The sequence below is a fragment of the Pelatocladus sp. genome, from assembly GCF_059505505.1.
The window spans coordinates 31,206-51,374 of record NZ_JCACKS010000230.1; the positions used below are offsets into that span (position 1 = coordinate 31,206).

General features: G+C 38.6%; 17 protein-coding genes, 2 pseudogenes and 1 CRISPR repeat array. Of the genes and pseudogenes, 14 read left to right on the plus strand and 5 right to left on the minus strand.

What is annotated here, in order from left to right; translation table 11 throughout:
* Positions 1-39 precede the first annotated feature (39 nt).
* From AC5JMK_RS22080 to cas5d, 6 genes are all read left to right on the plus strand, one after another.
* Positions 40-573 (plus strand): hypothetical protein, encoded by a 534-nt coding sequence (locus AC5JMK_RS22080; protein ID WP_495911031.1) that lies wholly within the window; start codon positions 40-42, stop codon positions 571-573.
* Entirely contained in the window at positions 536-796 is a 261-nt protein-coding gene (locus AC5JMK_RS22085; RefSeq protein ID WP_495911032.1) for a DUF433 domain-containing protein, read from the plus strand. The genes AC5JMK_RS22080 and AC5JMK_RS22085 overlap by 38 nt, the downstream gene beginning before the upstream one ends.
* On the plus strand, positions 793-1,179 hold the full coding sequence (locus tag AC5JMK_RS22090; RefSeq protein WP_495911033.1) for a DUF5615 family PIN-like protein: 387 nt from the start codon (positions 793-795) through the stop codon (positions 1,177-1,179). Before AC5JMK_RS22085 ends, AC5JMK_RS22090 begins: the two co-directional genes overlap by 4 nt.
* A complete protein-coding gene (gene cas10d, locus AC5JMK_RS22095; RefSeq protein WP_495911034.1) occupies positions 1,176-4,484 on the plus strand; it encodes a type I-D CRISPR-associated protein Cas10d/Csc3 in 3,309 nt (1,102 codons plus the stop codon). The genes AC5JMK_RS22090 and cas10d overlap by 4 nt, the downstream gene beginning before the upstream one ends.
* A 71-nt stretch (positions 4,485-4,555) precedes the next feature.
* Complete coding sequence (gene cas7d / locus AC5JMK_RS22100) at positions 4,556-5,569, plus strand: type I-D CRISPR-associated protein Cas7/Csc2 (RefSeq protein WP_495911035.1); 1,014 nt, start codon at positions 4,556-4,558, stop codon at positions 5,567-5,569.
* Between the two features lie 5 nt (positions 5,570-5,574).
* Positions 5,575-6,288 carry a type I-D CRISPR-associated protein Cas5/Csc1 gene (cas5d, locus tag AC5JMK_RS22105; RefSeq protein WP_495911036.1) on the plus strand — a complete coding sequence of 238 codons (714 nt, stop codon included), beginning with the start codon at positions 5,575-5,577 and terminating at the stop codon, positions 6,286-6,288.
* Here the strand turns inward: cas5d and AC5JMK_RS22110 are convergent, their stop codons facing one another.
* Positions 6,289-6,693: a hypothetical protein gene (locus AC5JMK_RS22110; protein WP_096675558.1), complete on the minus strand. Its 405-nt coding sequence runs from the start codon at positions 6,691-6,693 to the stop codon at positions 6,289-6,291.
* A gap of 45 nt (positions 6,694-6,738) precedes the next feature.
* Here AC5JMK_RS22110 and cas6 point away from each other — a divergent pair, with 45 nt between their 5' ends.
* The 4 genes from cas6 to cas2 all read left to right on the plus strand — a co-directional run bounded on the left by cas6 (position 6,739) and on the right by cas2 (position 9,660).
* Entirely contained in the window at positions 6,739-7,590 is an 852-nt protein-coding gene (gene cas6, locus AC5JMK_RS22115) for a CRISPR-associated endoribonuclease Cas6 (protein WP_495911037.1), read from the plus strand.
* 51 nt (positions 7,591-7,641) lie between these two features.
* A complete protein-coding gene (cas4, locus tag AC5JMK_RS22120) occupies positions 7,642-8,235 on the plus strand; it encodes a CRISPR-associated protein Cas4 (RefSeq protein WP_096675556.1) in 594 nt (197 codons plus the stop codon).
* Positions 8,236-8,297: 62 nt separating this feature from the next.
* On the plus strand, positions 8,298-9,302 hold the full coding sequence (gene cas1d, locus AC5JMK_RS22125; protein ID WP_495911038.1) for a type I-D CRISPR-associated endonuclease Cas1d: 1,005 nt from the start codon (positions 8,298-8,300) through the stop codon (positions 9,300-9,302).
* A gap of 85 nt (positions 9,303-9,387) precedes the next feature.
* Positions 9,388-9,660 carry a CRISPR-associated endonuclease Cas2 gene (gene cas2, locus AC5JMK_RS22130; RefSeq protein WP_096675554.1) on the plus strand — a complete coding sequence of 91 codons (273 nt, stop codon included), beginning with the start codon at positions 9,388-9,390 and terminating at the stop codon, positions 9,658-9,660.
* 254 nt (positions 9,661-9,914) lie between these two features.
* Positions 9,915-11,250: a CRISPR direct-repeat array (repeat unit 37 nt; unit sequence GTTGCAACTAACATTAATCCCTATTAGGGATTGAAAC).
* A gap of 187 nt (positions 11,251-11,437) precedes the next feature.
* Here the strand turns inward: cas2 and AC5JMK_RS22135 are convergent.
* Both AC5JMK_RS22135 and AC5JMK_RS22140 read right to left on the minus strand, forming a co-directional pair.
* Positions 11,438-11,773, minus strand: a pseudogene (locus AC5JMK_RS22135) (IS1634 family transposase); the annotation flags it as partial.
* Positions 11,774-11,953: 180 nt separating this feature from the next.
* Positions 11,954-12,580, minus strand: a pseudogene (locus tag AC5JMK_RS22140) (IS1634 family transposase); the annotation flags it as partial.
* Positions 12,581-12,869: 289 nt separating this feature from the next.
* On the opposite strand from AC5JMK_RS22140, the gene AC5JMK_RS22145 reads away from it, so the two are divergent.
* From AC5JMK_RS22145 to secA, 3 genes are all read left to right on the plus strand, one after another.
* Positions 12,870-13,106 (plus strand): hypothetical protein, encoded by a 237-nt coding sequence (locus tag AC5JMK_RS22145; protein WP_495911039.1) that lies wholly within the window; start codon positions 12,870-12,872, stop codon positions 13,104-13,106.
* 180 nt (positions 13,107-13,286) lie between these two features.
* A complete protein-coding gene (locus AC5JMK_RS22150) occupies positions 13,287-13,832 on the plus strand; it encodes a cytochrome C (RefSeq protein ID WP_495911040.1) in 546 nt (181 codons plus the stop codon).
* Between the two features lie 419 nt (positions 13,833-14,251).
* Entirely contained in the window at positions 14,252-17,047 is a 2,796-nt protein-coding gene (secA, locus tag AC5JMK_RS22155) for a preprotein translocase subunit SecA (RefSeq protein WP_096675551.1), read from the plus strand.
* A gap of 50 nt (positions 17,048-17,097) precedes the next feature.
* Here secA and AC5JMK_RS22160 read toward each other — a convergent pair whose 3' ends face one another.
* Positions 17,098-17,316: a DUF2839 domain-containing protein gene (locus tag AC5JMK_RS22160; RefSeq protein WP_096675550.1), complete on the minus strand. Its 219-nt coding sequence runs from the start codon at positions 17,314-17,316 to the stop codon at positions 17,098-17,100.
* A gap of 145 nt (positions 17,317-17,461) precedes the next feature.
* Positions 17,462-19,006 carry a helicase C-terminal domain-containing protein gene (locus AC5JMK_RS22165; RefSeq protein ID WP_495911041.1) on the minus strand — a complete coding sequence of 515 codons (1,545 nt, stop codon included), beginning with the start codon at positions 19,004-19,006 and terminating at the stop codon, positions 17,462-17,464.
* A gap of 151 nt (positions 19,007-19,157) precedes the next feature.
* Between AC5JMK_RS22165 and AC5JMK_RS22170 the strand changes: the two genes are divergently transcribed.
* The gene (locus AC5JMK_RS22170) at positions 19,158-20,129 is read left to right on the plus strand and encodes a M48 family metallopeptidase (protein WP_495911042.1); all 972 of its coding nucleotides are present in this window, start codon (positions 19,158-19,160) and stop codon (positions 20,127-20,129) included.
* Positions 20,130-20,169 lie beyond the last annotated feature (40 nt).

Here is a 20,169-nt window from a genome sequence, read left to right on the forward strand (position 1 = left end):
GGCACAATGGTCATAACAAACACCTCATGGAGGCTTCCTATGTACATTCACCTGAACGATAGCGATATCTCACAAATGCCAGAAAGCTTGCGCCACTTGTTTCTAGAGTGGTTGCCAGAACATCTGAAAACCAAAAATCCTACCCTTAGCCACAGATTAGTTCAAAAACTACCTCAATCTGAAGTCTCCTCTAAGCAGTTACATATTTTTGACAATATAACCCAAGAGGAGAACGCAGAAAACTCCCACGTAAGGCTGAGTCAGCTATTCGATTCAGGTATCACCCGGAAGGGAATGTCTGTAAGAGTCAAGCTAAAGCGGGGAGTGGCAAAAAAATTACATCGTGATTATATTGATGGTCTAGAAATCTCCGCTACAGGAATTATTGTCTATAACGGCGAAGAATTCGATAAACCAAGTCCCCTAGCAGCAAAGTTTAATGGTGGCGCAGCTAATGGGTGGGAGTACATTGAAGTAAAGAAAGATAACCAATGGATTCGTTTAGAAGAACTACGACAAATTTGGAGAAGCAGCAATGACCAAGAACGATTTACTTTCCCGAATTTCCATTGACCCAAATATTTGTTTTGGTAAACCCTGTATTAAAGGTCATCGTATATGGGTTGCTTTAATTCTCGACCTTCTTGCAGGTGGAGAAACAATTGAGACAATTTTGGAAGAATATCCAGGTTTGGAACGAGAAGATATCCTGGCTTGTATTGCATACGGCGCAGAAATGGCACGAGATAACTATGTAGAAATTCCTATTGGAGTGCAAAAGGAAACAAAAAAGTGAATATTAAACTTGATGAAAATCTTGGTAGCTTGCGAGTAGCTACCTTGTTACGCCTTGCGGGATATGATGTTGCAACAGTAAGAGAACAAGGTTTAATTTCTAGTCCTGATGAGGAATTAATTGATATCTGTCGGAGTGAAAGTAGATGTTTAGTAACGACAGATAGAGGATTTGGAAATCGTCTCAAATATCAACCATCTAAGTACAGAGGAATTATAGTGGTTCGTTTACCACCGCGTCCTATTTTTGAAGATTACCGTGCAGTTACAGAGACCTTAATTGCTGGAATTGAAGCAGCAGATGTAACTGGAAAATTATGGGTTATTCGCCAAGGAAACATTCAGGAATTTCAAGATATTGAAGTAGAGGAGGAAGAAAAATGACTAGTGAAAATAACTTTGACAAATATCCTGAAATTCCGGACCTAGATAACTATGATGATGAAGATGAAAAAAATACTCCTATTGAGCGTGAACTTTTAACTATTAGCCTCTTCAAAAAGGCAATTAAAGAAGCACCAGAAAATGCAGAAGATTACATACTTCTGAGTTTTGCCGATAATGTGTTACCTAAACTAATTCATCAATTAGTAGGAGCAACAGCTAAGGGTGGTCAATTTACAGAATACCGTAGAGCCGAAGGCAAAAATGTTGAACGTAGCAAGCATGACCAATCTTTATTATCTCACCTACTCAATGGTTTATTTCCTACCTACCGAATTATTCGTAAACTAAAATCATCGGAATTAGAAACTAATCCTGTCAAGCGTCAATGTGGAGAAAGAGAAACTCGTTTATTTGTAGCTGCGTATATTCTGCATGATTTTGAAAAATTTCCTGACTATCCAATTTGGCTAGAAGAAAATGACCAGGATGGTGTATTTGCCAACCGTGATTGGCGTAAAGAACCTGCAAAGAAATCAGATGCACCAAATTTAAGACGTGGGTATGTCAAACAAAAAATTCAGGATTTTGGTTTAGATATTTTTTTGGGTGAAGATTGGGAAAATTGTATCGATGATATTGTTTGGTTGAGTAGCAATGCTGGTGATGGTAGTGATGCTGACCGAGGTTTAGAAATTCGTGGTTTGAAACCTCGTTTAGATGGTCGAGTGCGGAATATACTTCACAGATTGTTGAAAATGTCTGATTTATTTGCTTCATTGTTAAAGCATCCTCGTGATGTAGAAAGTGATGGCAGAAATGAGAAGCTACCTGAGTTATTAAACGATGTAAGCAATGGTCAATTGAAGTTTAGTTACCATGCTTTATCAGATAATCGTGGAGTTCTGACGAATATTATTAATAATGCTTTGATGGATGTTCACCCGAAGCAATACTACACACCATTATTGTATTTGCCAGATGGTGTAGTATACCTTGCTGTTAGCGATGCACCTCCAATTAATACTGCTGAAATTACCAATCAGGTTATCGATAAAATTAAAACCTTGTGCAGTAAGCAGTTAACGAAGCGACAAACAGGTTTTAGTCGAGATGGTAAAGGTTTCAAGTTTGCTGATTATTATTGGCTATTTTTTCGAGCCAATGAGTTAATGCAAGTCAGCATTAACGCAGCTAGAAATATACTGCCTGATACTAAATTAGCTTCATCTGGTAAGCGGAGTGAAAGTTTAAAAGCTTTTCAAACACAAGGAGAATTATCTCAAAATATAAATGTTGTATTTGGTAATGAAATTCAAATTGATAGATTAGCTGAATTCGGAGATATTATATGTCGAGGTATTTGGGGTAAATGGCAAGAACGCGCAAGTGAATATCAGAAACAATTCCCGAAAGCTGAACGTAAAAATATTCCTGATTTAAACTTGACGGAAAAACTAACTGAATACTTAGACTTATCGGAGGAAATAACAGCTTTAAGACAAATTCAATCTTTAAAAAAAACAGGTGGTGTTCCTTTAGATTGGTATTATTTAGCAGCTAAATATTACCAAAAAAATCCAGGTAAAGATTTAGCACAAAATATTGAGTTGATGGAAGGTATAGTTGACTATGCTTCTAACCTTATCAAACCTATTTTAGAAGAATTTATAGTTCCCGATGGTTGGAGTGACTTACACACTTATGTAAGTCGAGTGATTTCACTACCTACAGGTGCAGTTGTTGAGCCAAAACCAGACCAATTTTTAGTAGAAATAAGCAGGTATAACTCTGCAAAAGTTATAGGAAGAGGTAGAGAAAACGTTTGTGCTATATCTAGCTCTCCCTACACTGTAACGGAGCAAATGGAATCAGCAACGTTATTTGCGCCGCAAGTTTATAGCAATCGTCAGATTTTATTTAATGCTCAAGCTGCAAAGCGGCAAATTTGCTCAATTTGGTCAATTGAAATCATGTTGAGGCAAATTCTTATGAGTAAGACTAACGCAACTGGCGCAGACTTTGAAAGTCGTAAATATCGCTATCTCTATGTATATCCTGCTTATTTCTTTACACCAGAAACCAATAAATTTTTGCAAAAAGCTTATAATTCTATATCTCAAACTCGGTTTGATGCCGAACTTCGCAAACATTTTGTTTCAAAAGAACAAATTGCCAATTTGGAAGTTGACAACTATCAAAAAGTAGATGATTTGTTGATTAAGCAGGATATTTTGCCAGAAGATGATAAGACATTTAAAATTAGTTATCCCGATGATGAAACATTAACTTTCTTCTTTATTGGTTTACCACCAGGAAGAGAACCTACAGATACAGAATCTTGGGTAATGCCAACTTGGTTAGCATTTACTTTACCGCTAGTAATGGATGTAAAAGTTGTTGCATCCGAATCACCAGTTCCACCGTTTATCAGTGGTGCTGATTTTGAACAAACAGTTTTACTAGACGGTGAACATCAAGCAATTCGTTCTTTGATTGGTCAAGATAATTATCGTCTAGATAGTATTTTACCTAGAAGCTCAAAACAACGTGAATTTTCTCCCCTTAATGCTCTCACGGCTGCTTACTCAATTCATCTAGAAGTCAATCGTAAAAAGGATGGTGATCCAGATTGGGGAAAATTAGCAGACTTAGCACGAGATTTAGAAACGAGTCCTTTGTATGTATTTCATTACTTGAATAAATGGCTACGGAAGCAAGACAAAATTGAGTCTGTATCTATTGCTAAGACTCGTCTTTACTTAGATTTTTATTACTATTTTGAACCAGGAGGAGAAACCGTGAATCAGCTACGTGAATTAACAGAGCTATACCGTCTTTTTTACCGCGCACAAACCAAAGGTAAAGCACCAAAAGCAAATGCTATTCTGAAACCAATTGATGAAGCGGCTGATGTCATTCTCAAAATTGATAAATCTTTAGCCACTGGTACTGAATCATTAACAGATGTGGTAGCTGCACGGTTAGCAAAATTAATGAATAAGGTTGAGCGCGGTGCTGCGGAAGGAAGACGTACTTTTATTTTTGTAGATGGTAAGTGGAAACGTGCTTTAAATGACGCGGAAGAAAGACAAGCAGTATATGATTTTGCTAAGTATTTTGTCAAAGAAATATTTGAGGGAAGTTTTAAAAGCGATCGCGCACGTTTAGCAGGTACACAACTCAATCTGATTCGAGATACCTGTGAATACCTTTATCGTCTCGCAGACGACGAAGAACGCAAGAATATTTCCCAAGCAGAACTCGAAGATATTCCTGATTTGGATGTTGAGGATGCAGCCTAAATATCTAGAGACGCGATATATTTCGTCTCTACAATATCTATCTTTTTTCAAACTTAATCTAGGAGAAAAACATGAACTTTATAAAATCCGTTGATGCTAAATTCTTTCACAACGAAATCCCTGCTAAACCAATGGGTAAATATGCACATTTCATCACAATTCGCATCACTGAATCTTACCCGTTATTCCAGACTGATGGAGAATTAAATAAAGCCAAAGTACGTGCAGGAATTGAACAAAAAGAACCAATTAGCCGTTTAGCAATGTTTAAGCGCAAACAATCTACACCAGAACGTTTAACCGGACGAGAATTACTGCGTAACTATAAAATTGGTGACTGGGAAAAATGTGATTACAACGTAGATTTTAGCAAAACCACTCCTGATTGTATTCTCTATGGTTTTGCTATTGGTGATGCAGGTTCGGAAAAATCTAAAGTAGTTGTGGATACTGCTTATTCAATTACTCCCTTTGAAGATTCTCACCTGAACTTTACTCTGAATGCGCCATTTGAGAACGGAACTATGAGTAGAAATGGGGAAGTTACCAGCAGAATTAATAGCCAAGACCACATCTTACCACAAACATATTTCCCTAGTATTGTCACACTCAAAGATCCTACCGAAGCTGGGTTTTTATATGTTTTCAATAACATCATTAGAACTCGTCACTATGGCGCACAAACCACCCGTACCGGACGAGTCAGAAATGAATTAATCGGGGTTATATTTGCGGATGGTGAGATTATTAGCAACCTACGTTGGACGCAAAAAATTTACGATTTCTTAAGCTTTACAGGAAAAATTAATCCTCCTGATCCACTAAATGAAGATGATGTTCGTGATGCTGCAATCAAAGCAATTACCGAACTTATGACTCAAGAGTTTATTTCCCACACTGATTATATTGGCGATCGCTTTATACCTCTGGTCAATGAAATTAAGTCTATTACTAGTGATGAAGAGAAACTCAAAGAATTACTAACTCAAGCAAATTTAGAGTCATCTACTTATGCACAGAAGCACATCTTCAAGAGTTCTGAGAAAGCCAAGAAAGGTAAAAAAGCAAGTGCAACAGTTGAGTAAAAACAATGGCTAGTATTTACCGTTGCCAAATTGAATTACATGATAGTTTATATCATGCCACTCGCGAAATCGGCAGACTTTATGAAACAGAGCCAGTAATTCACAATTACGCCCTCTGTTACGCACTCGGATTAGTTGATAGCGAAAAATATTCCACAACTGTCCCTGAAAAAGATTCCTATCGTTATTTTTGCCCGGAACAAGTTCCTAAATATGAGGAACATTTAACGCCGCTAAATCAACAGGAAATCTACATTACCCCAGCGCGATCGCTCAATCATACTGCCATTCTCAACACTTGGAAATATGCGAATAATAACTATCATGTTGAAATGGAAAAAACCCAAAAAAACATTCCTAGTTTTGGTAGAGCCAAAGAAATTGCACCCGAAAGTCAATTTGAGTTTTTTGTGATTTCTCAAAAAGACATCAAAGATTTGTTACCAAAATGGATTCGCCTGGGTAAATGGATGAGTAAAGCTGAAGTTACAATTCAACCATTACTAAAAACTAAAGTTACTGAAGGTATGTTCACTTGCACTCATCCTTTAAATCCTTTGGATATCATGTTTACTAATCAAGTAATTAGCTATGATGTGGTAAATATGCCTCCAGTTAGTCTGATTCAAAATGTGCAAATGCAGGGACAATACTACTATTTTGAGGATATCAAAGAAGTCAAAATTCCTGTGCAAATGGCATATCGTTTTAGAAATTAATCACTTCCCAAAACCGGAAGTACGTTTTCTTTTCTTTGCTGATGCTTGCGCCAGCAACTCTGCACTAAAACCTCCTTGATGTTCCAACATCAATTTGCGGGTGCGCTGGCGTTGGTATTTCTGCACTTCAGTGGCGAGGGGATAACTCGGATCAATGTTGAGATGAGTAATGGAGACAACATAACGTTCTTCTTCTTCTGGATTGGATGCTAAAACACACATAATTCCACCCATATCTCCAGAATATTTCACATGTTCAATCACAAATTCTTTGTTGGGATTTGCTACCTCTCCTCGTTCTTTTAAAGTTTTGAGAAACTCCTTTCCCGCACGTGCTTTAATTGGTAAACTTTCTTGCAATTTTTCTGTTAGGGCAACTGCTGCATCATAATCGTCAATAATCATCTATATTTCTCCTTGGATGATTTTTTCCTAATTTCCAAGCATCTCATGCCACACAGTCTTGTTCTCAATCTGATTCCCCAATCTCCGATTTACCCTAATTATCTTACTGGCAGACATTACCACGCGCTATTTTTAAATCTTGTGAGTTCGGTAGATAAAAGATTGGGTGATTTACTCCACGACTCCACCGCCGATAAAGCTTTTACTCTTTCTCCTTTACAAGTGCAAACAAGTTATACAGGTAATGGTAGTGGCAAGCGAGGACATTTTAGCCACAAAAATTACATTTTGCAATGGGAACAAAATAAACCAATTGCTCCAGGTACTCCGTGTTGGTGGCGTATCTCTCTGTTAGATGACACTCTATTTAGTCAACTTACCCCACTGTGGCTAAATATTAATCCTGAACATGCTTGGCACTTAGGTTCTGGGGATTTGTACATCACTAATATTCTTGGTACGCCCCAATCAACTCAACCTTGGGCTAATGCTTGTACTTACAAACAATTATACGAGCAAGCATCCGAGAGCGATCGCACAATTTCCCTTACCTTCATCACACCTACAGCCTTCCGTCAAGGTAAGTATGATACAACTTTACCTAGTAGAGAATGTGTGTTTAATTCTCTACTCGCACGCTGGAATAAATATAGTGGAATTGAGTTTGCAAATATTTCTCTTGATGCGATTTTTCCCAGTTTCGTTAATATTCATACTGAAATATTAGCTGATTCTCGTAGTAAGTTTATTGGCATTATTGGTGAAGTTAATTATCGAATTTTGGGAGAAGCTGAACCTATCACAATTAAGCAAATTAATACTTTAGCTGATTTTGCTTTATATGCTGGCGTTGGACGAAAAACAACCATGGGTATGGGTATGACACGCAGAATTTAGTTGTTAGTTGGTTGTGCAATTGACTAATTTTTGACTTTTGTTTTTACCACTATGAATAATACAGAATATATTCCAATTGCGGCATTAAATCAATATGCTTATTGTCCGCATCGTTGTTGGCGGATGTTTTGTGCCGAAGAATTTGTAGATAATCAATACACAATTGAAGGTACAACTTTACATGAGCGTGTACATACTTTAGGAGAGGGAAATCGGGAAGAAACTTGGCAAGTGCGAGCAATTTATTTGAAGTCTGACAAATATCAATTAATTGGCAAATCAGATTTGATTGAATTAGAAAACAGTGAATGGTATCCCGTGGAATATAAGCGAGGACGTAAAGGTGAATGGGATAACGATGAGTTGCAAGTATGCGCCCAAGCTTTGTGTTTAGAAGAGATGACAGGAAAACCAGTCACAACTGGATATATTTATTATGCTCACTCTCATCAACGTCAATTGGTAGAGATTTCAGAAGAATTAAAACAAAGTGCGATCGCCACAATTAAATCCGTACAAAATCTCATATCAACTGGCTTTATGCCCATAGCAACCTATAGTAAACGTTGCCAAAAATGCAGTTTTTATCAACAATGTTTACCGCAAGTCGTAGAAAAAGTTAGACGGTATGAGGAAGAAGAATAGGGAATTAAAGGGATAAAAATAAACTAATTTATTAATTCATCTAATTAATTTCGGAGTCAAGCATGGGTACAGTATATATCACACAAGAAGATGCCTTTATTGGTAAACTTGATGAAAGACTTAATGTTAAATATGAGAAAAAAACAATTTTAGATGTGCCTTTAATCAAAATTGATGGTTTGGTAGTCATGGGGAGAGCAAGTATTTCTCCTGCGACTGTTGCTGAATTAGTTAATCACAAAATTCCTCTGACTTTCTTGACAAATAACGGTAAATATATAGCCCGTTTAGAACCAGAAATGAGTAAGAATATTTTCTTACGTTCTGCTCAATGGAAAGCTGTGGGAGAATCAATACAAGCTATTCATGCTAGCAAAGGTTTTGTCAGAGGAAAGTTAAAAAACTATCGTTATTCTCTCCTCAAAGCACAACGCAGTTACTCTAATATAGATTTGAATACAGGACTAAATCAATTAGCAACTGCGATCGCCAATCTCGATCAAGCCACATCTATTAATTCTATTCGGGGTTTGGAAGGTGCTGGGAGTGCGGCGTATTTTGGTTGTTTTAATCAACTGATTCGCGTTGAAAATTTTCAATTCCACACTCGCAATCGTCGTCCCCCCACTGATCCAGTCAACTCTTTGTTGAGTTTAGGTTATTCTTTATTACGTCATGACGTGCAAGGTGCAATTAATATTGTTGGCTTCGATCCATATTTAGGATATCTACATACAGAGCGTTATGGAAGACCATCATTAGCACTAGATTTAATGGAAGAATTTCGTCCTCTAATTGTCGATCCAGTAGTTTTAACTGCTATTAATCGCCGCATTCTTTCACCCACAGATTTTATCATCGAACCAGTCAGTAATGCTGTTTCTCTGACGAAAGAAGGGTTACATAAATTTTTGCGACTTTATCAAGAAAAGAAGCAAACAAAGTTTAAACATCCCGTCATGCAAAAGCAATACACCTATCAAGAATCTTTTGAACTACAAGCAAGATTACTGGGAAAATACCTCATGGGCGAAATTGACAAATATCCACCATTGATCATGAAGTAATTTATTGGGTTGGTCATTTGTCATTAGTGATCTTCCCCATCTCCCTTGTCTTCCTTGTCCCCTGTGTCTCCCTTGTCCTTTGTCTATGTTTATTGTCGTCAGTTACGATATTCCGGAAGATAAGCGTCGTACCAAAATCCACAAAGTTCTCAAATCTTATGGACAGTGGATGCAATATTCTGTGTTTGAGTGCAATCTGACGGAAACCCAATATGCTAAACTGAGGGCGCGGTTGGCAAAACTCATTAAACCTGATGAAGACAGCATCCGCTTCTATTTTCTTTGTGCTTGCTGTCAAGGTAAGGTTGAGCGCATTGGCGGCGAAATGCCAATGGATACTACAGTGTTTTTTGCTTGATGACGGTGCAGACCAGTAGGTGTAGAAAAAAAGCAGTCAATTTTTGGGGCTGAAATTCTTATTCTGTCTATGTTAGAAGCTAATTTGATAGTAAATGAGGTCTGCACCTTTTCTGTAAATCTTACCCTGACTAGGTTTGAGCTATTTTCTACTCATTTGCTCTTGACAGTGCGATCGCTCAAACGCTATATTTACTCTAGGTCTGCACCACTGAACCTTGAAAACCAAATACAGCAAGGCTTCTAAATCGAGCCGTTGCAACTAACATTAATCCCTATTAGGGATTGAAACAATACATGGTTAGCCAAAATTTCTAATCCTTTTGTTGCAACTAACATTAATCCCTATTAGGGATTGAAACGTTGGATGCTACATGAGCCGCCTTTAATTCGTCCACAAAAAGTTGCAACTAACATTAATCCCTATTAGGGATTGAAACGACCGATCCAAAAAGCCGGGGAAATACCGAAAATTGGTTGCAACTAACATTAATCCCTATTAGGGATTGAAACCTACAGGTAATCTTGCCGATAAATTTATAATTATCGGTTGCAACTAACATTAATCCCTATTAGGGATTGAAACCTTCGATTTCAACCGATTCAATATCAGAATTATCAAGTTGCAACTAACATTAATCCCTATTAGGGATTGAAACATACAGATACTTGGCATAAGCCTCGGCGTATCTATGTTGCAACTAACATTAATCCCTATTAGGGATTGAAACTGATGATTACTGCGCTAGAAAAAGAGTATCAAGTTGCAACTAACATTAATCCCTATTAGGGATTGAAACATTCGCGATGCTGACGAAGCCTATAAATTACTAAGTTGCAACTAACATTAATCCCTATTAGGGATTGAAACTGAGAATTTGACCATGTACCAGCCATAACACCCGTTGCAACTAACATTAATCCCTATTAGGGATTGAAACATAAAAGGCGCAACCCAAAAAGGATGCTCAATGCGTTGCAACTAACATTAATCCCTATTAGGGATTGAAACAGTTTCAACAGGAGATTCTCAAAGCCCTAGATAAAAGTTGCAACTAACATTAATCCCTATTAGGGATTGAAACTTAACTTACGCTCAGACTTGATGAACGCTTTTAGGTTGCAACTAACATTAATCCCTATTAGGGATTGAAACCCGATATGTCGGGCAGGCGCGATCGCACGCCCAACGCCTTGTTGCAACTAACATTAATCCCTATTAGGGATTGAAACCTCTCACTATTTGCGCTTCATCAACAGAAAGCACAGGTTGCAACTAACATTAATCCCTATTAGGGATTGAAACAAAACTAATCCAACAGCGGCAGAAGCTACAGTACCGTTGCAACTAACATTAATCCCTATTAGGGATTGAAACTCAATATTGAAACAAAGGAACTTGAACCTAATGTTGCAACTAACATTAATCCCTATTAGGGATTGAAACACTTGCAGCCAGTGCAACCCCATCATGAGCGTGAGTGTTGCAACTAACATTAATCCCTATTAGGGATTGAAACACAGGAAACGAAAGCGAAGATTTAGTATTTACCCGTTGCAACTAACATTAATCCCTATTAGGGATTGAAATGGTATGATGATATGCAGATATATTTGGTTCTTCCGCTAATTTTATGGATAATTAATAGTAAAATGCCAGTTGAATAGACTGCGTAATCGAAAATTATTAACCCACATTCCGCACTTCAAGTTGAGGAATAATTACTATCCCTTCGGATATTGATAAATTATTATTCACTATCCAGATGTTCTTGAGATTAAGAAAGTAGATAATATTTTTGACAAGATGATGGCAGACAATTCAAAATAAAATGGCGTTCTGACGTTAAATTAATAATTTGACTAACCCCATTTAAAGTTAAAAGATGAATTCCTTGAAAACATTGAAATACCCATCTTAATGTCGGACTAATCGTTAACTTTCCTAGTTGATTTTTGATTCCGATTTTGATTCGTTTTAAGCTACTTCTTCGTTCCCTTTGACCAAGATTATAAACTAACAAGCACAAAGACATTAAAAATAACATTGTTTCGATTCTTTCTGGGTTTTCTACAAATAAACTATCGGCAAAAAATAAAGGGTCTTTTAAAAATTAGGAGTTACGCACTTTACAAAATAACCATCTTGTATATTAACGTAAATACGTTGTTTCAGGCTTTTAGAGGTCGCTTTTGATAGAAGAGCGATCGCCAAAATATGATTGAAAAACCCAGCTATAAGTCTTGAAAACGATACCTGTTATTTTGGCTTTTCTGTCAATGCGTAAGTCCTAAAATCTAAATCCTCTCTCACAAGACTGTTGATTTTTATAATTTTTCAGAATTTCTGATGGCTCTAACTTATTTTCATGAACTAAATTAGTTGCTAAAATAAATCTTCCAGCTTCTTTTCTTCGTATTTCTATCTCTTCTGGTTTTTCATAAACCATTCCTTCCATTTTACAAATAATCTTATTGTCTTTAGATTTACTTTCAATAAGTTTAACTTCTTTAATTTCAAACAGTTTCAATTTTTTGTTGATGACTTTTAGCTTATATCGAGCTTGCTCCGGAGTTTCAAAATTTTCTTTTTTTAATTCTTTAAGTAGTTTTTCAACTTTATCTTTTTCTTGTTTTAGCTTTTTATCTAGCTTGTCTAAATCACTATCTTTTCTTTTTTGACTTTCTACTATTAGCCAAACTTGCTTAATTCCACCATAATTGACTATTTCTTCTTTCCATGTGTATCCGTCTAAATTTTGAGTTGCTCTTTTTTCTTTTTCTTCTTTTTTTTCTTCTTTACTTATCTCTTCTATCTCTACAGACTGAACTAATTCTTGTGCTTTCTTAATTGTCATTGGTACCCGACTTATCCATTTTAAATGTTCAATTAGTTTGAGTAGATGATCGATATTTTTAATTTCTGCTTTTGATGTTGGAGACATTTTTTCTCTCTAAAATATTTTTGAGTTTTTTTGATTGTCTCACTTTTGGTATCTAAGTAATTTGGCACGATAAACGATAAAACAATGTATATTGAGTTTTCTAAAAAGCTTGAAACTAAGTATTCATAGTCTATGTAATCACTGTATAGTTTGTTACTGCTCGGCTAATTCCTAATACTGACTTAATTAAAGCTTATGAGTATTTTTATTTACTCGCACCAGAGAGTTCTAGTGTAGCATAAAATACTACATATTGAAGTGCGGAATGTGGGTTATAGAATTACAGAAACACAACGTATGCCAGACTAAAACGCTTATATTACCAACTAATGTAGATTTATTTGAAGGAGAACAAACACGTAATCAAACTGATGCAATTGTATTCTTTTTAATGACACTGATTTCACTGTTTGCTATCTTTTATACTGCTGGTGTGTTCTCTATAAATCAAGATATCAAATTGCTAAAAAATCAGTCATCTGTGTTGGAAAAAGTAAATTAGCAGTTATTCATAAGTCAGAATGTGATCACTTGGAAATAAGACATAGATTTGCGGACTAATTTTTCATGGGTTATGATTTGCTGTTCACGACGAAGTACTGAGTAGTAGTTATTCAAAATAGTTAAAGTAGTGTAGATAACTTCTCTGGTCTCCAATATCAAATCAGTAAGAGTGTGAGGAATGACTAATTTTACTAAATATCGCAAACGTCGCCAATTCAAAAGAAAATCTTTAGGTTTATTGTTGGTAGTCATAACTTGGAGTTTGGCTATGGGTTGGCTGATCTCATTCGCAACTAATGCTCAAGGCGCAACTCCTACTTCTGAAATAGGAACTGTAGATGTAGTACCTGCTCAGTACCAACTCGGTCAAGAACTTTACTTAGAAAACTGCTCTAGCTGTCATCTTGCTCTACCACCACAAGTTTTACCTACCCAAACTTGGAAAAATATTCTGCAAGATTCGCAACATTACGGCGCTCAAGTTCAGCCTCTTGTTGATCCACCACGCATTTTGGTTTGGAGATATCTTTCCACTTTTTCTCGTTCTATCCGAGAAGACGAACAAATACCCTATCGCGTCAACAACTCTCGTTTTTTCAAAGCTTTGCATCCCCAAGTCCAACTTCCACGTTCTGTGGAGATAAATAGCTGTGTCTCCTGTCATCCGAGTGCCAATGAGTATAATTTCCGCCGTCTGACACCAGAGTGGGAAAACACACAGTAATTGCCTAATTCCCCATCTTGGGGATGGGCGATCGCTACTTGAGCATGGTCGGGCTTCACTGCTTCATCTGGAAGCGAAATGATACTATTAATAAAGTTTCAAATATAAACTCCTAATTTAAAGCCATCATTTAGTAACTAGATTGGTTTGTCTTGTTGCTGTTTTTGCTGGAAATTTCCATTGCCAACCCATTTATAGAGCATGAAATTCAGTGAACAGTGAACAGTTATCAAGCGTATGGTAGAGGTATGTTACCCGCAACTAACGACTAATTACCACCAATAGGTGGGGACTTTAACCCAAAGGACAAAACTGATAACTGATAACTGATAACTGATAAAACTCAGTTGGGTCAAATGCTTATAATCATATCCAAACCTAAAATTCCCGTCCCCGTTGATTTTGTTAAATAATCTGCCATGCTAAAAACTTTGTTGGGCGACCCCAACGCTCGTAAGCTTAAAAAATATCAACCTTACATTACTGAAATTAACCTCTTAGAGGAAGATATCAAAGTTCTTTCTGATGATGAACTCAAGGGTAAAACAGTAGAGTTTAAGCAGCGTCTGGCTAAAGGCGAAACTCTCGACGACATTCTGGGCGAAGCTTTTGCTGTAATCAGGGAAGCCGGACGACGAGTCTTGGGGTTGCGGCACTTTGATGTCCAGTTGTTGGGTGGTGTAATTTTGCACTCAGGGCAAATTGCCGAAATGAAAACTGGTGAAGGTAAAACCCTAGTTGCAACTTTACCGAGTTATTTAAATGCTCTGACAGGTAAAGGTGTACACGTAGTTACTGTTAACGATTACCTGGCTCGTCGGGACGCGGAATGGATGGGACAGGTGCATCGCTTCATGGGTTTGAGTGTAGGCCTAATTCAAGCCAGCATGACGCCCCAAGAACGTAAGAAAAACTATGACTGTGATATTACTTACGTTACCAATAGTGAAGTAGGTTTTGATTACCTACGAGATAATATGGCAACATCAATCACAGATGTAGTGCAACGCCCCTTTAACTACTGTGTGATTGACGAGGTAGATTCAATCTTAGTTGACGAAGCACGGACACCATTAATTATCTCTGGGCAAGTCGAACGACCCACAGAAAAATACACAGAAGCAGCCCGAATCGCCGCCTCTTTGCAAAAAGATGAGCATTATGAAGTAGATGAAAAAGCCCGAAACGTGCTGTTAACAGATGAGGGTTTTGCTGAAGCAGAAGAACTTTTGCAAGTAAAAGATTTATTTGATCCAGAAGATCCTTGGGCGCACTTTGTTTTTAATGCCATTAAAGCCAAAGAACTGTTCCTCAAAGACGTTAATTACATTGTCCGTAATGACGAAGTAGTAATTGTCGATGAATTTACCGGGCGGGTGCTACCGGGACGACGTTGGAGCGATGGACTACACCAAGCAATTGAAGCCAAAGAACATGTAGACATTCAACCAGAAACTCAGACTCTAGCAACAATTACTTATCAAAACCTGTTTTTGCTGTATCCGAAACTAGGTGGAATGACAGGAACGGCAAAAACAGAAGAAGTCGAATTTGAAAAAATTTACAAATTAGAAGTAGCTGTCATTCCTACTAATCGGATCAGAAGACGAGAAGACTTGTCCGATATGGTGTTTAAGAATGAAGCAGGTAAGTGGCGAGCGATCGCCAAAGAATGTGCCGAAATGCACCAACTTGGTAGACCTGTCTTAGTCGGAACCACAAGTGTTGAAAAATCTGAGTATCTCAGCCAGCTGTTGAAGCAAATGGAGATTCCCTATGAATTGCTCAACGCCCGACCGGAAAACGTAGAGCGGGAAGCGGAGATCGTCGCTCAAGCGGGACGTAAAGGTGCTGTGACGATTGCCACCAATATGGCAGGTAGAGGTACGGATATTATCTTGGGTGGTAACTCCGAATATATGGCTCGTTTGAAGATGCGGGAATACTTTATGCCCCGAATCGTTAAGCCAGAAGATGAAGATATGTTTAGCGTCCACAGAGCAGCTGGTTTACCTCCCAGTTCCAGTGGTGCTGGACAAGGCTTTGTCCCTGGGAAAAAAGTTAAAACTTGGAAAGCTTCGCCCCAAGTTTTTCCAACTCAACTTTCTAAAGAAACAGAACAGCTGCTCAAACAAGCAGTAGAAATGGCAGTCCAAGCCTACGGCGATCGCAGTTTACCAGAATTGGAAGCAGAGGAAAAAATCGCTGTAGCCGCCGAAAAAGCCCCCACTGACGACCCTGTAATTCAAAAATTTCGGGAAGCCTACAAACTGATCAAACAAGAGTATGAAGTGTTCACCAGTCGCGAACACCAAGAAGTAGTAGACTTGGGAGGCTTACACGTAATTGGTACAGAACGCCACGAATCACGACGGATTGATAACCAATTACGGGGACGTGCGGGACGCCAAGGCGACCCTGGTTCCACGAGATTTTTCCTCAGTTTAGAAGATAACTTGATGCGGATTTTTGGTGGCGATCGCGTCGCTAAATTAATGGAAGCCTTCCGCGTTGAAGAAGATATGCCAATCGAATCTGGAATGCTGACCCGCAGCTTAGAAGGCGCCCAGAAAAAAGTCGAAACCTACTACTACGATATCCGTAAACAGGTATTTGAATACGACGAGGTGATGAACAACCAACGTCGTGCGATTTACGCAGAACGCCGCCGAGTTTTAGAAGGACAAGACCTCAAAGAACAAGTTATTGAGTACGCCGAAAGAACGATGGATGACATCGTTAACTACTACATCAATCCAGACCTACCCTCAGAAGAGTGGGAACTAGACAAATTAGTCGAGAAAGTCAAAGAATTTGTTTATTTACTAGCAGACTTACAATCATCTCAACTAGTAGATATGTCAATGGGTGAAATTAAAGCTTTCTTGCACGAACAAGTGCGAATTGCCTACGACATGAAGGAAGCCCAAATAGACCAAATTCAACCCGGATTGATGCGTCAAGCCGAACGCTTCTTTATTTTGCAGCGCATCGATACCCTCTGGCGGGAACACCTGCAACAAATGGATGCTTTGCGCGAGTCCGTAGGATTACGGGGTTATGGTCAAAAAGACCCATTGATTGAATACAAGACCGAGGGTTACGAACTCTTCTTGGATATGATGACCAATATTCGCCGAGATGTCGTCTACTCCTTGTTTATGTTCCAACCTCAGCCTCAAGCAGTAGTGCAAACATCTTCAGAGATGGTGTAGGTTGACATCCTCCCACAGCTAAAAGCCTGTGGGATTGTCCTCTAATCACTTCAAACTACTTGCCACCAGCCGAAAGCCGGGCCAATGAAACGAATTGTCACCCAAGCTGCAACCATAACGCCAATGCCAATCCAAGCACCACGAGTAGTCCATTTTACAAAAAGTTCTGCTTGTGACTTTGTGATCGCAACCCAAGGCATAATGCGCTCTTGTTCGGGTTGACCGTATTTTTTTCCCAGTGCTTCTTTACGACGCTTTGCTTCACCCATTTGCTTCACCTACGACTAAAATTCAAAAAATTCAACAAAATTCTTGTTTTATATATTAAATACCAGATGTGTATTTTGTTGATTATTGTTTGTTGGTTGGAGAAAGAAACCACTAACTATGAACTACCAACCACCAATACAATTTTTATGAGTCGTCCTGACTCGGTTGAGAAAATAAGCTGGGATCAAGATAGTTAATACGTGCCAAGGGACTGAGCGCAGTTAAGATTTGAGCGCCATAGCTACGGTTGACAACTCTACCATCAAGTAAAGCTACAATACCTTGACTTTCTCTTGCTGGGGCGATCGCTCTTTGTAATTCGTTTAAAGCGGCTGGCAATAAATATAAACGAAACCAGTCTTGATGCGATCGCTTATAGTAAGCAACTCTTCCCGCTACCAATGGATGTTCTAAAGATGGTAAAGGTAAAGTCGCGATCACAAGCAATTGTGGTGCAGGTAAAACTCTTTGATGTTCTCGCCAAAATTCCCAACCACTAACTAAAATACCATTTTCGTCCAAACAAGTTTTTTCTACTTGGACTCGCGAACCAAATTCCGAAGCTAAGATTGCTCCCACTTGAGACTTTAATGGCACATCCCCTACCAACACCACCGTCAATCCTGATGATGTCGCACTCAGACAGACTAATGTCCGCACTTTATGAATAAATGCTGCTTGAAATTCTGGGGTATTTGGTAAGGGCAATTGATACGGTATGTAAAGTTGAATCGCTTCAGTTTGGCTATCCGAGAACTTTAAACAAGTCAACTCCTGATCTACTAAGCCAAGGTGTTGGCGAAAAATAGGAGCCTCGGTTTCTGGTTCTAAGGAACTACCAATTAATACCACAGGTTGGCGTTGCCAAATCGGCGTCAGTATTCCTGCTATGTCAATCGGAGCGCTGTGTAAAGAAAATAAGCCTTGACGACGGCTAATAGTAGCCCAGAGGAGAGTAAGGGAAGTAGAAGAGTGCTGGAATTGTTGCCAAAATTTTTTCCAAGCATCAGGGAGAGTATCTATATCTATATCTAAAGCTGAATACAGACAGTTCAAAAATTCTGTTTCTGTTTGAGAAATCAAATAACATTCGTAGGGATTTGCAGGATGCTGAAATAGTTCGTGTGTAAGTTTTGCTCGTACAGAGCGAATTTCCTCAGCAACGTGTGGGCAGGCAAGTATCAATTGATCCCAGTCTTGCGCTTCCCAGGTGACAGTAAGTTGATCGCGCACCCAAGTTTCTAAATCGTCTACGCCATCAATAATTGTAGGAATGCCAGATGGAAAATTATCTTTGGGTGTTAGTTGTGCTTTTAACCAAGCTTGAGGAGAAATCAAAAATAGTCCTTGAAACTCACCACCTGGCCAGATATCACCTGTCTTAATCGACTTATTGACTCCCAGCCACTGCTGTAAGCGGGGAATTTCCACTTTCACAAGACGTTGCTGCACAACTTCAGAAGCAACGATAATCACAGGGCCATACCACATCAAAGCCGATGCTACAAAGCTTGTGCGATATCGCCCTTGATAGCCGCAAGCCGCACCCACTTGAATCAGGGCGCTACGTCCCAAGCGCAGGGCGCGTGCAACCAACCGTGCCATCGTTAAATGATGGGGCCAGGAAGGGAAACCCGCCTGCGATCGCAGGAAGTTATGTAATGATAAATGAACTTCTGCCTCAATCACACGCTTTTCATTCCATACAAAGTGATTTTTGCTTGCAATAGCCCCACTTATATTATTCAGTTATCAGTTATCAGTGACCAGTCATCAGACTAATAATCGATAACTGATAACTGTGAACTGATAACTGTTAACTGACCAATTGCCCTAAATTATGCCAACTTATAGAGGAATTTCCAGCGAAGCTTTTAGACATCCCCTGGATCTGCAAGCTGAACAAACATTGCGTAGTTTACCGGGATTTGATTTAGTCGCCCGTAAACTGATGGAATTTATCTACGAGCGCCCCCAGTTAATTTATCTAATGGGCAACACCATCCAAGTTGGGCCTCGTCAATACTCCACTATTTACCAGATTTTTCGCCAATGTGTGTGGGATTTGGATATTTATCCAGAACCAGCACTGTTTGTTTCACAAAATCCCCAAGCCGATAGCTATGCACTAGGGCAAGAACATCCTTATATAGTCATAAATACAGGGATATTAGACTTACTAAACGAAGCCGAAATTAGGGCGGTGCTAGCCCATGAACTGGGGCATATTAAATGTGGTCATACTATTTTAATTCAAATGGCGATGGGGGCGATGAGTGCTGCTTCTGCCCTGGGGAGATTTACTTTTGGTATTGGTAATTTTGTTACACCAGCATTAATTTATGCTTTTTTTGAATGGCGACGCAAAGCAGAGCTATCAGCAGATCGAGCCGCATTATTATTAGTAGATGACTTAAATACCGTGATGACATCAATGATGAGAAGTGCGGGTGGCAGTATAAAATATGCCAATGAATGTAGTTTAAAAGAGTTAATTCGTCAGTCAGAAAATTATCAAGTACTTGACGAAGATGAATTAAATCAAGTCTATAAATTTTTGGTTTACAGTGGCGCTCAAAGCGAGATGTTGAGCCATTCTTTTCCTGTAGAACGCTTGCGTTATCTACAGGAGTGGGCAGTATCAACAGAATATCAGCAAATCAAGCAAGGAAATTATGTGCGATCGCCTGCATCGGGATCAGTAGATGTGAAAGCAACAGAAAATTCTACCCAAAACCCAGAAATCGAAAAATTACAACGAAAAATTGAAGAATTGCAAAGACAGATTAATAAAATGAAAAAATCAGGTTGAGTGGGGATCGGGGATCGGAGAATTATTAACCACTAACCAC

Coding starts and splice junctions, on each gene's coding strand:
- cas7d (WP_495911035.1), top strand. CDS start 4,556: ATGAACTTTATAAAATCCGTTGATGCTAAATTCTTTCACAACGAAATC.
- AC5JMK_RS22160 (WP_096675550.1), bottom strand. CDS start 17,316: ATGGGTGAAGCAAAGCGTCGTAAAGAAGCACTGGGAAAAAAATACGGT.
- AC5JMK_RS22170 (WP_495911042.1), top strand. CDS start 19,158: ATGCCAACTTATAGAGGAATTTCCAGCGAAGCTTTTAGACATCCCCTG.
- cas4 (WP_096675556.1), top strand. CDS start 7,642: ATGAATAATACAGAATATATTCCAATTGCGGCATTAAATCAATATGCT.
- cas1d (WP_495911038.1), top strand. CDS start 8,298: ATGGGTACAGTATATATCACACAAGAAGATGCCTTTATTGGTAAACTT.
- AC5JMK_RS22110 (WP_096675558.1), bottom strand. CDS start 6,693: ATGATTATTGACGATTATGATGCAGCAGTTGCCCTAACAGAAAAATTG.
- AC5JMK_RS22085 (WP_495911032.1), top strand. CDS start 536: ATGACCAAGAACGATTTACTTTCCCGAATTTCCATTGACCCAAATATT.
- secA (WP_096675551.1), top strand. CDS start 14,252: ATGCTAAAAACTTTGTTGGGCGACCCCAACGCTCGTAAGCTTAAAAAA.
- AC5JMK_RS22145 (WP_495911039.1), top strand. CDS start 12,870: ATGTGGGTTATAGAATTACAGAAACACAACGTATGCCAGACTAAAACG.
- cas10d (WP_495911034.1), top strand. CDS start 1,176: ATGACTAGTGAAAATAACTTTGACAAATATCCTGAAATTCCGGACCTA.
- AC5JMK_RS22080 (WP_495911031.1), top strand. CDS start 40: ATGTACATTCACCTGAACGATAGCGATATCTCACAAATGCCAGAAAGC.
- cas2 (WP_096675554.1), top strand. CDS start 9,388: ATGTTTATTGTCGTCAGTTACGATATTCCGGAAGATAAGCGTCGTACC.
- cas5d (WP_495911036.1), top strand. CDS start 5,575: ATGGCTAGTATTTACCGTTGCCAAATTGAATTACATGATAGTTTATAT.
- AC5JMK_RS22150 (WP_495911040.1), top strand. CDS start 13,287: ATGACTAATTTTACTAAATATCGCAAACGTCGCCAATTCAAAAGAAAA.
- cas6 (WP_495911037.1), top strand. CDS start 6,739: ATGCCACACAGTCTTGTTCTCAATCTGATTCCCCAATCTCCGATTTAC.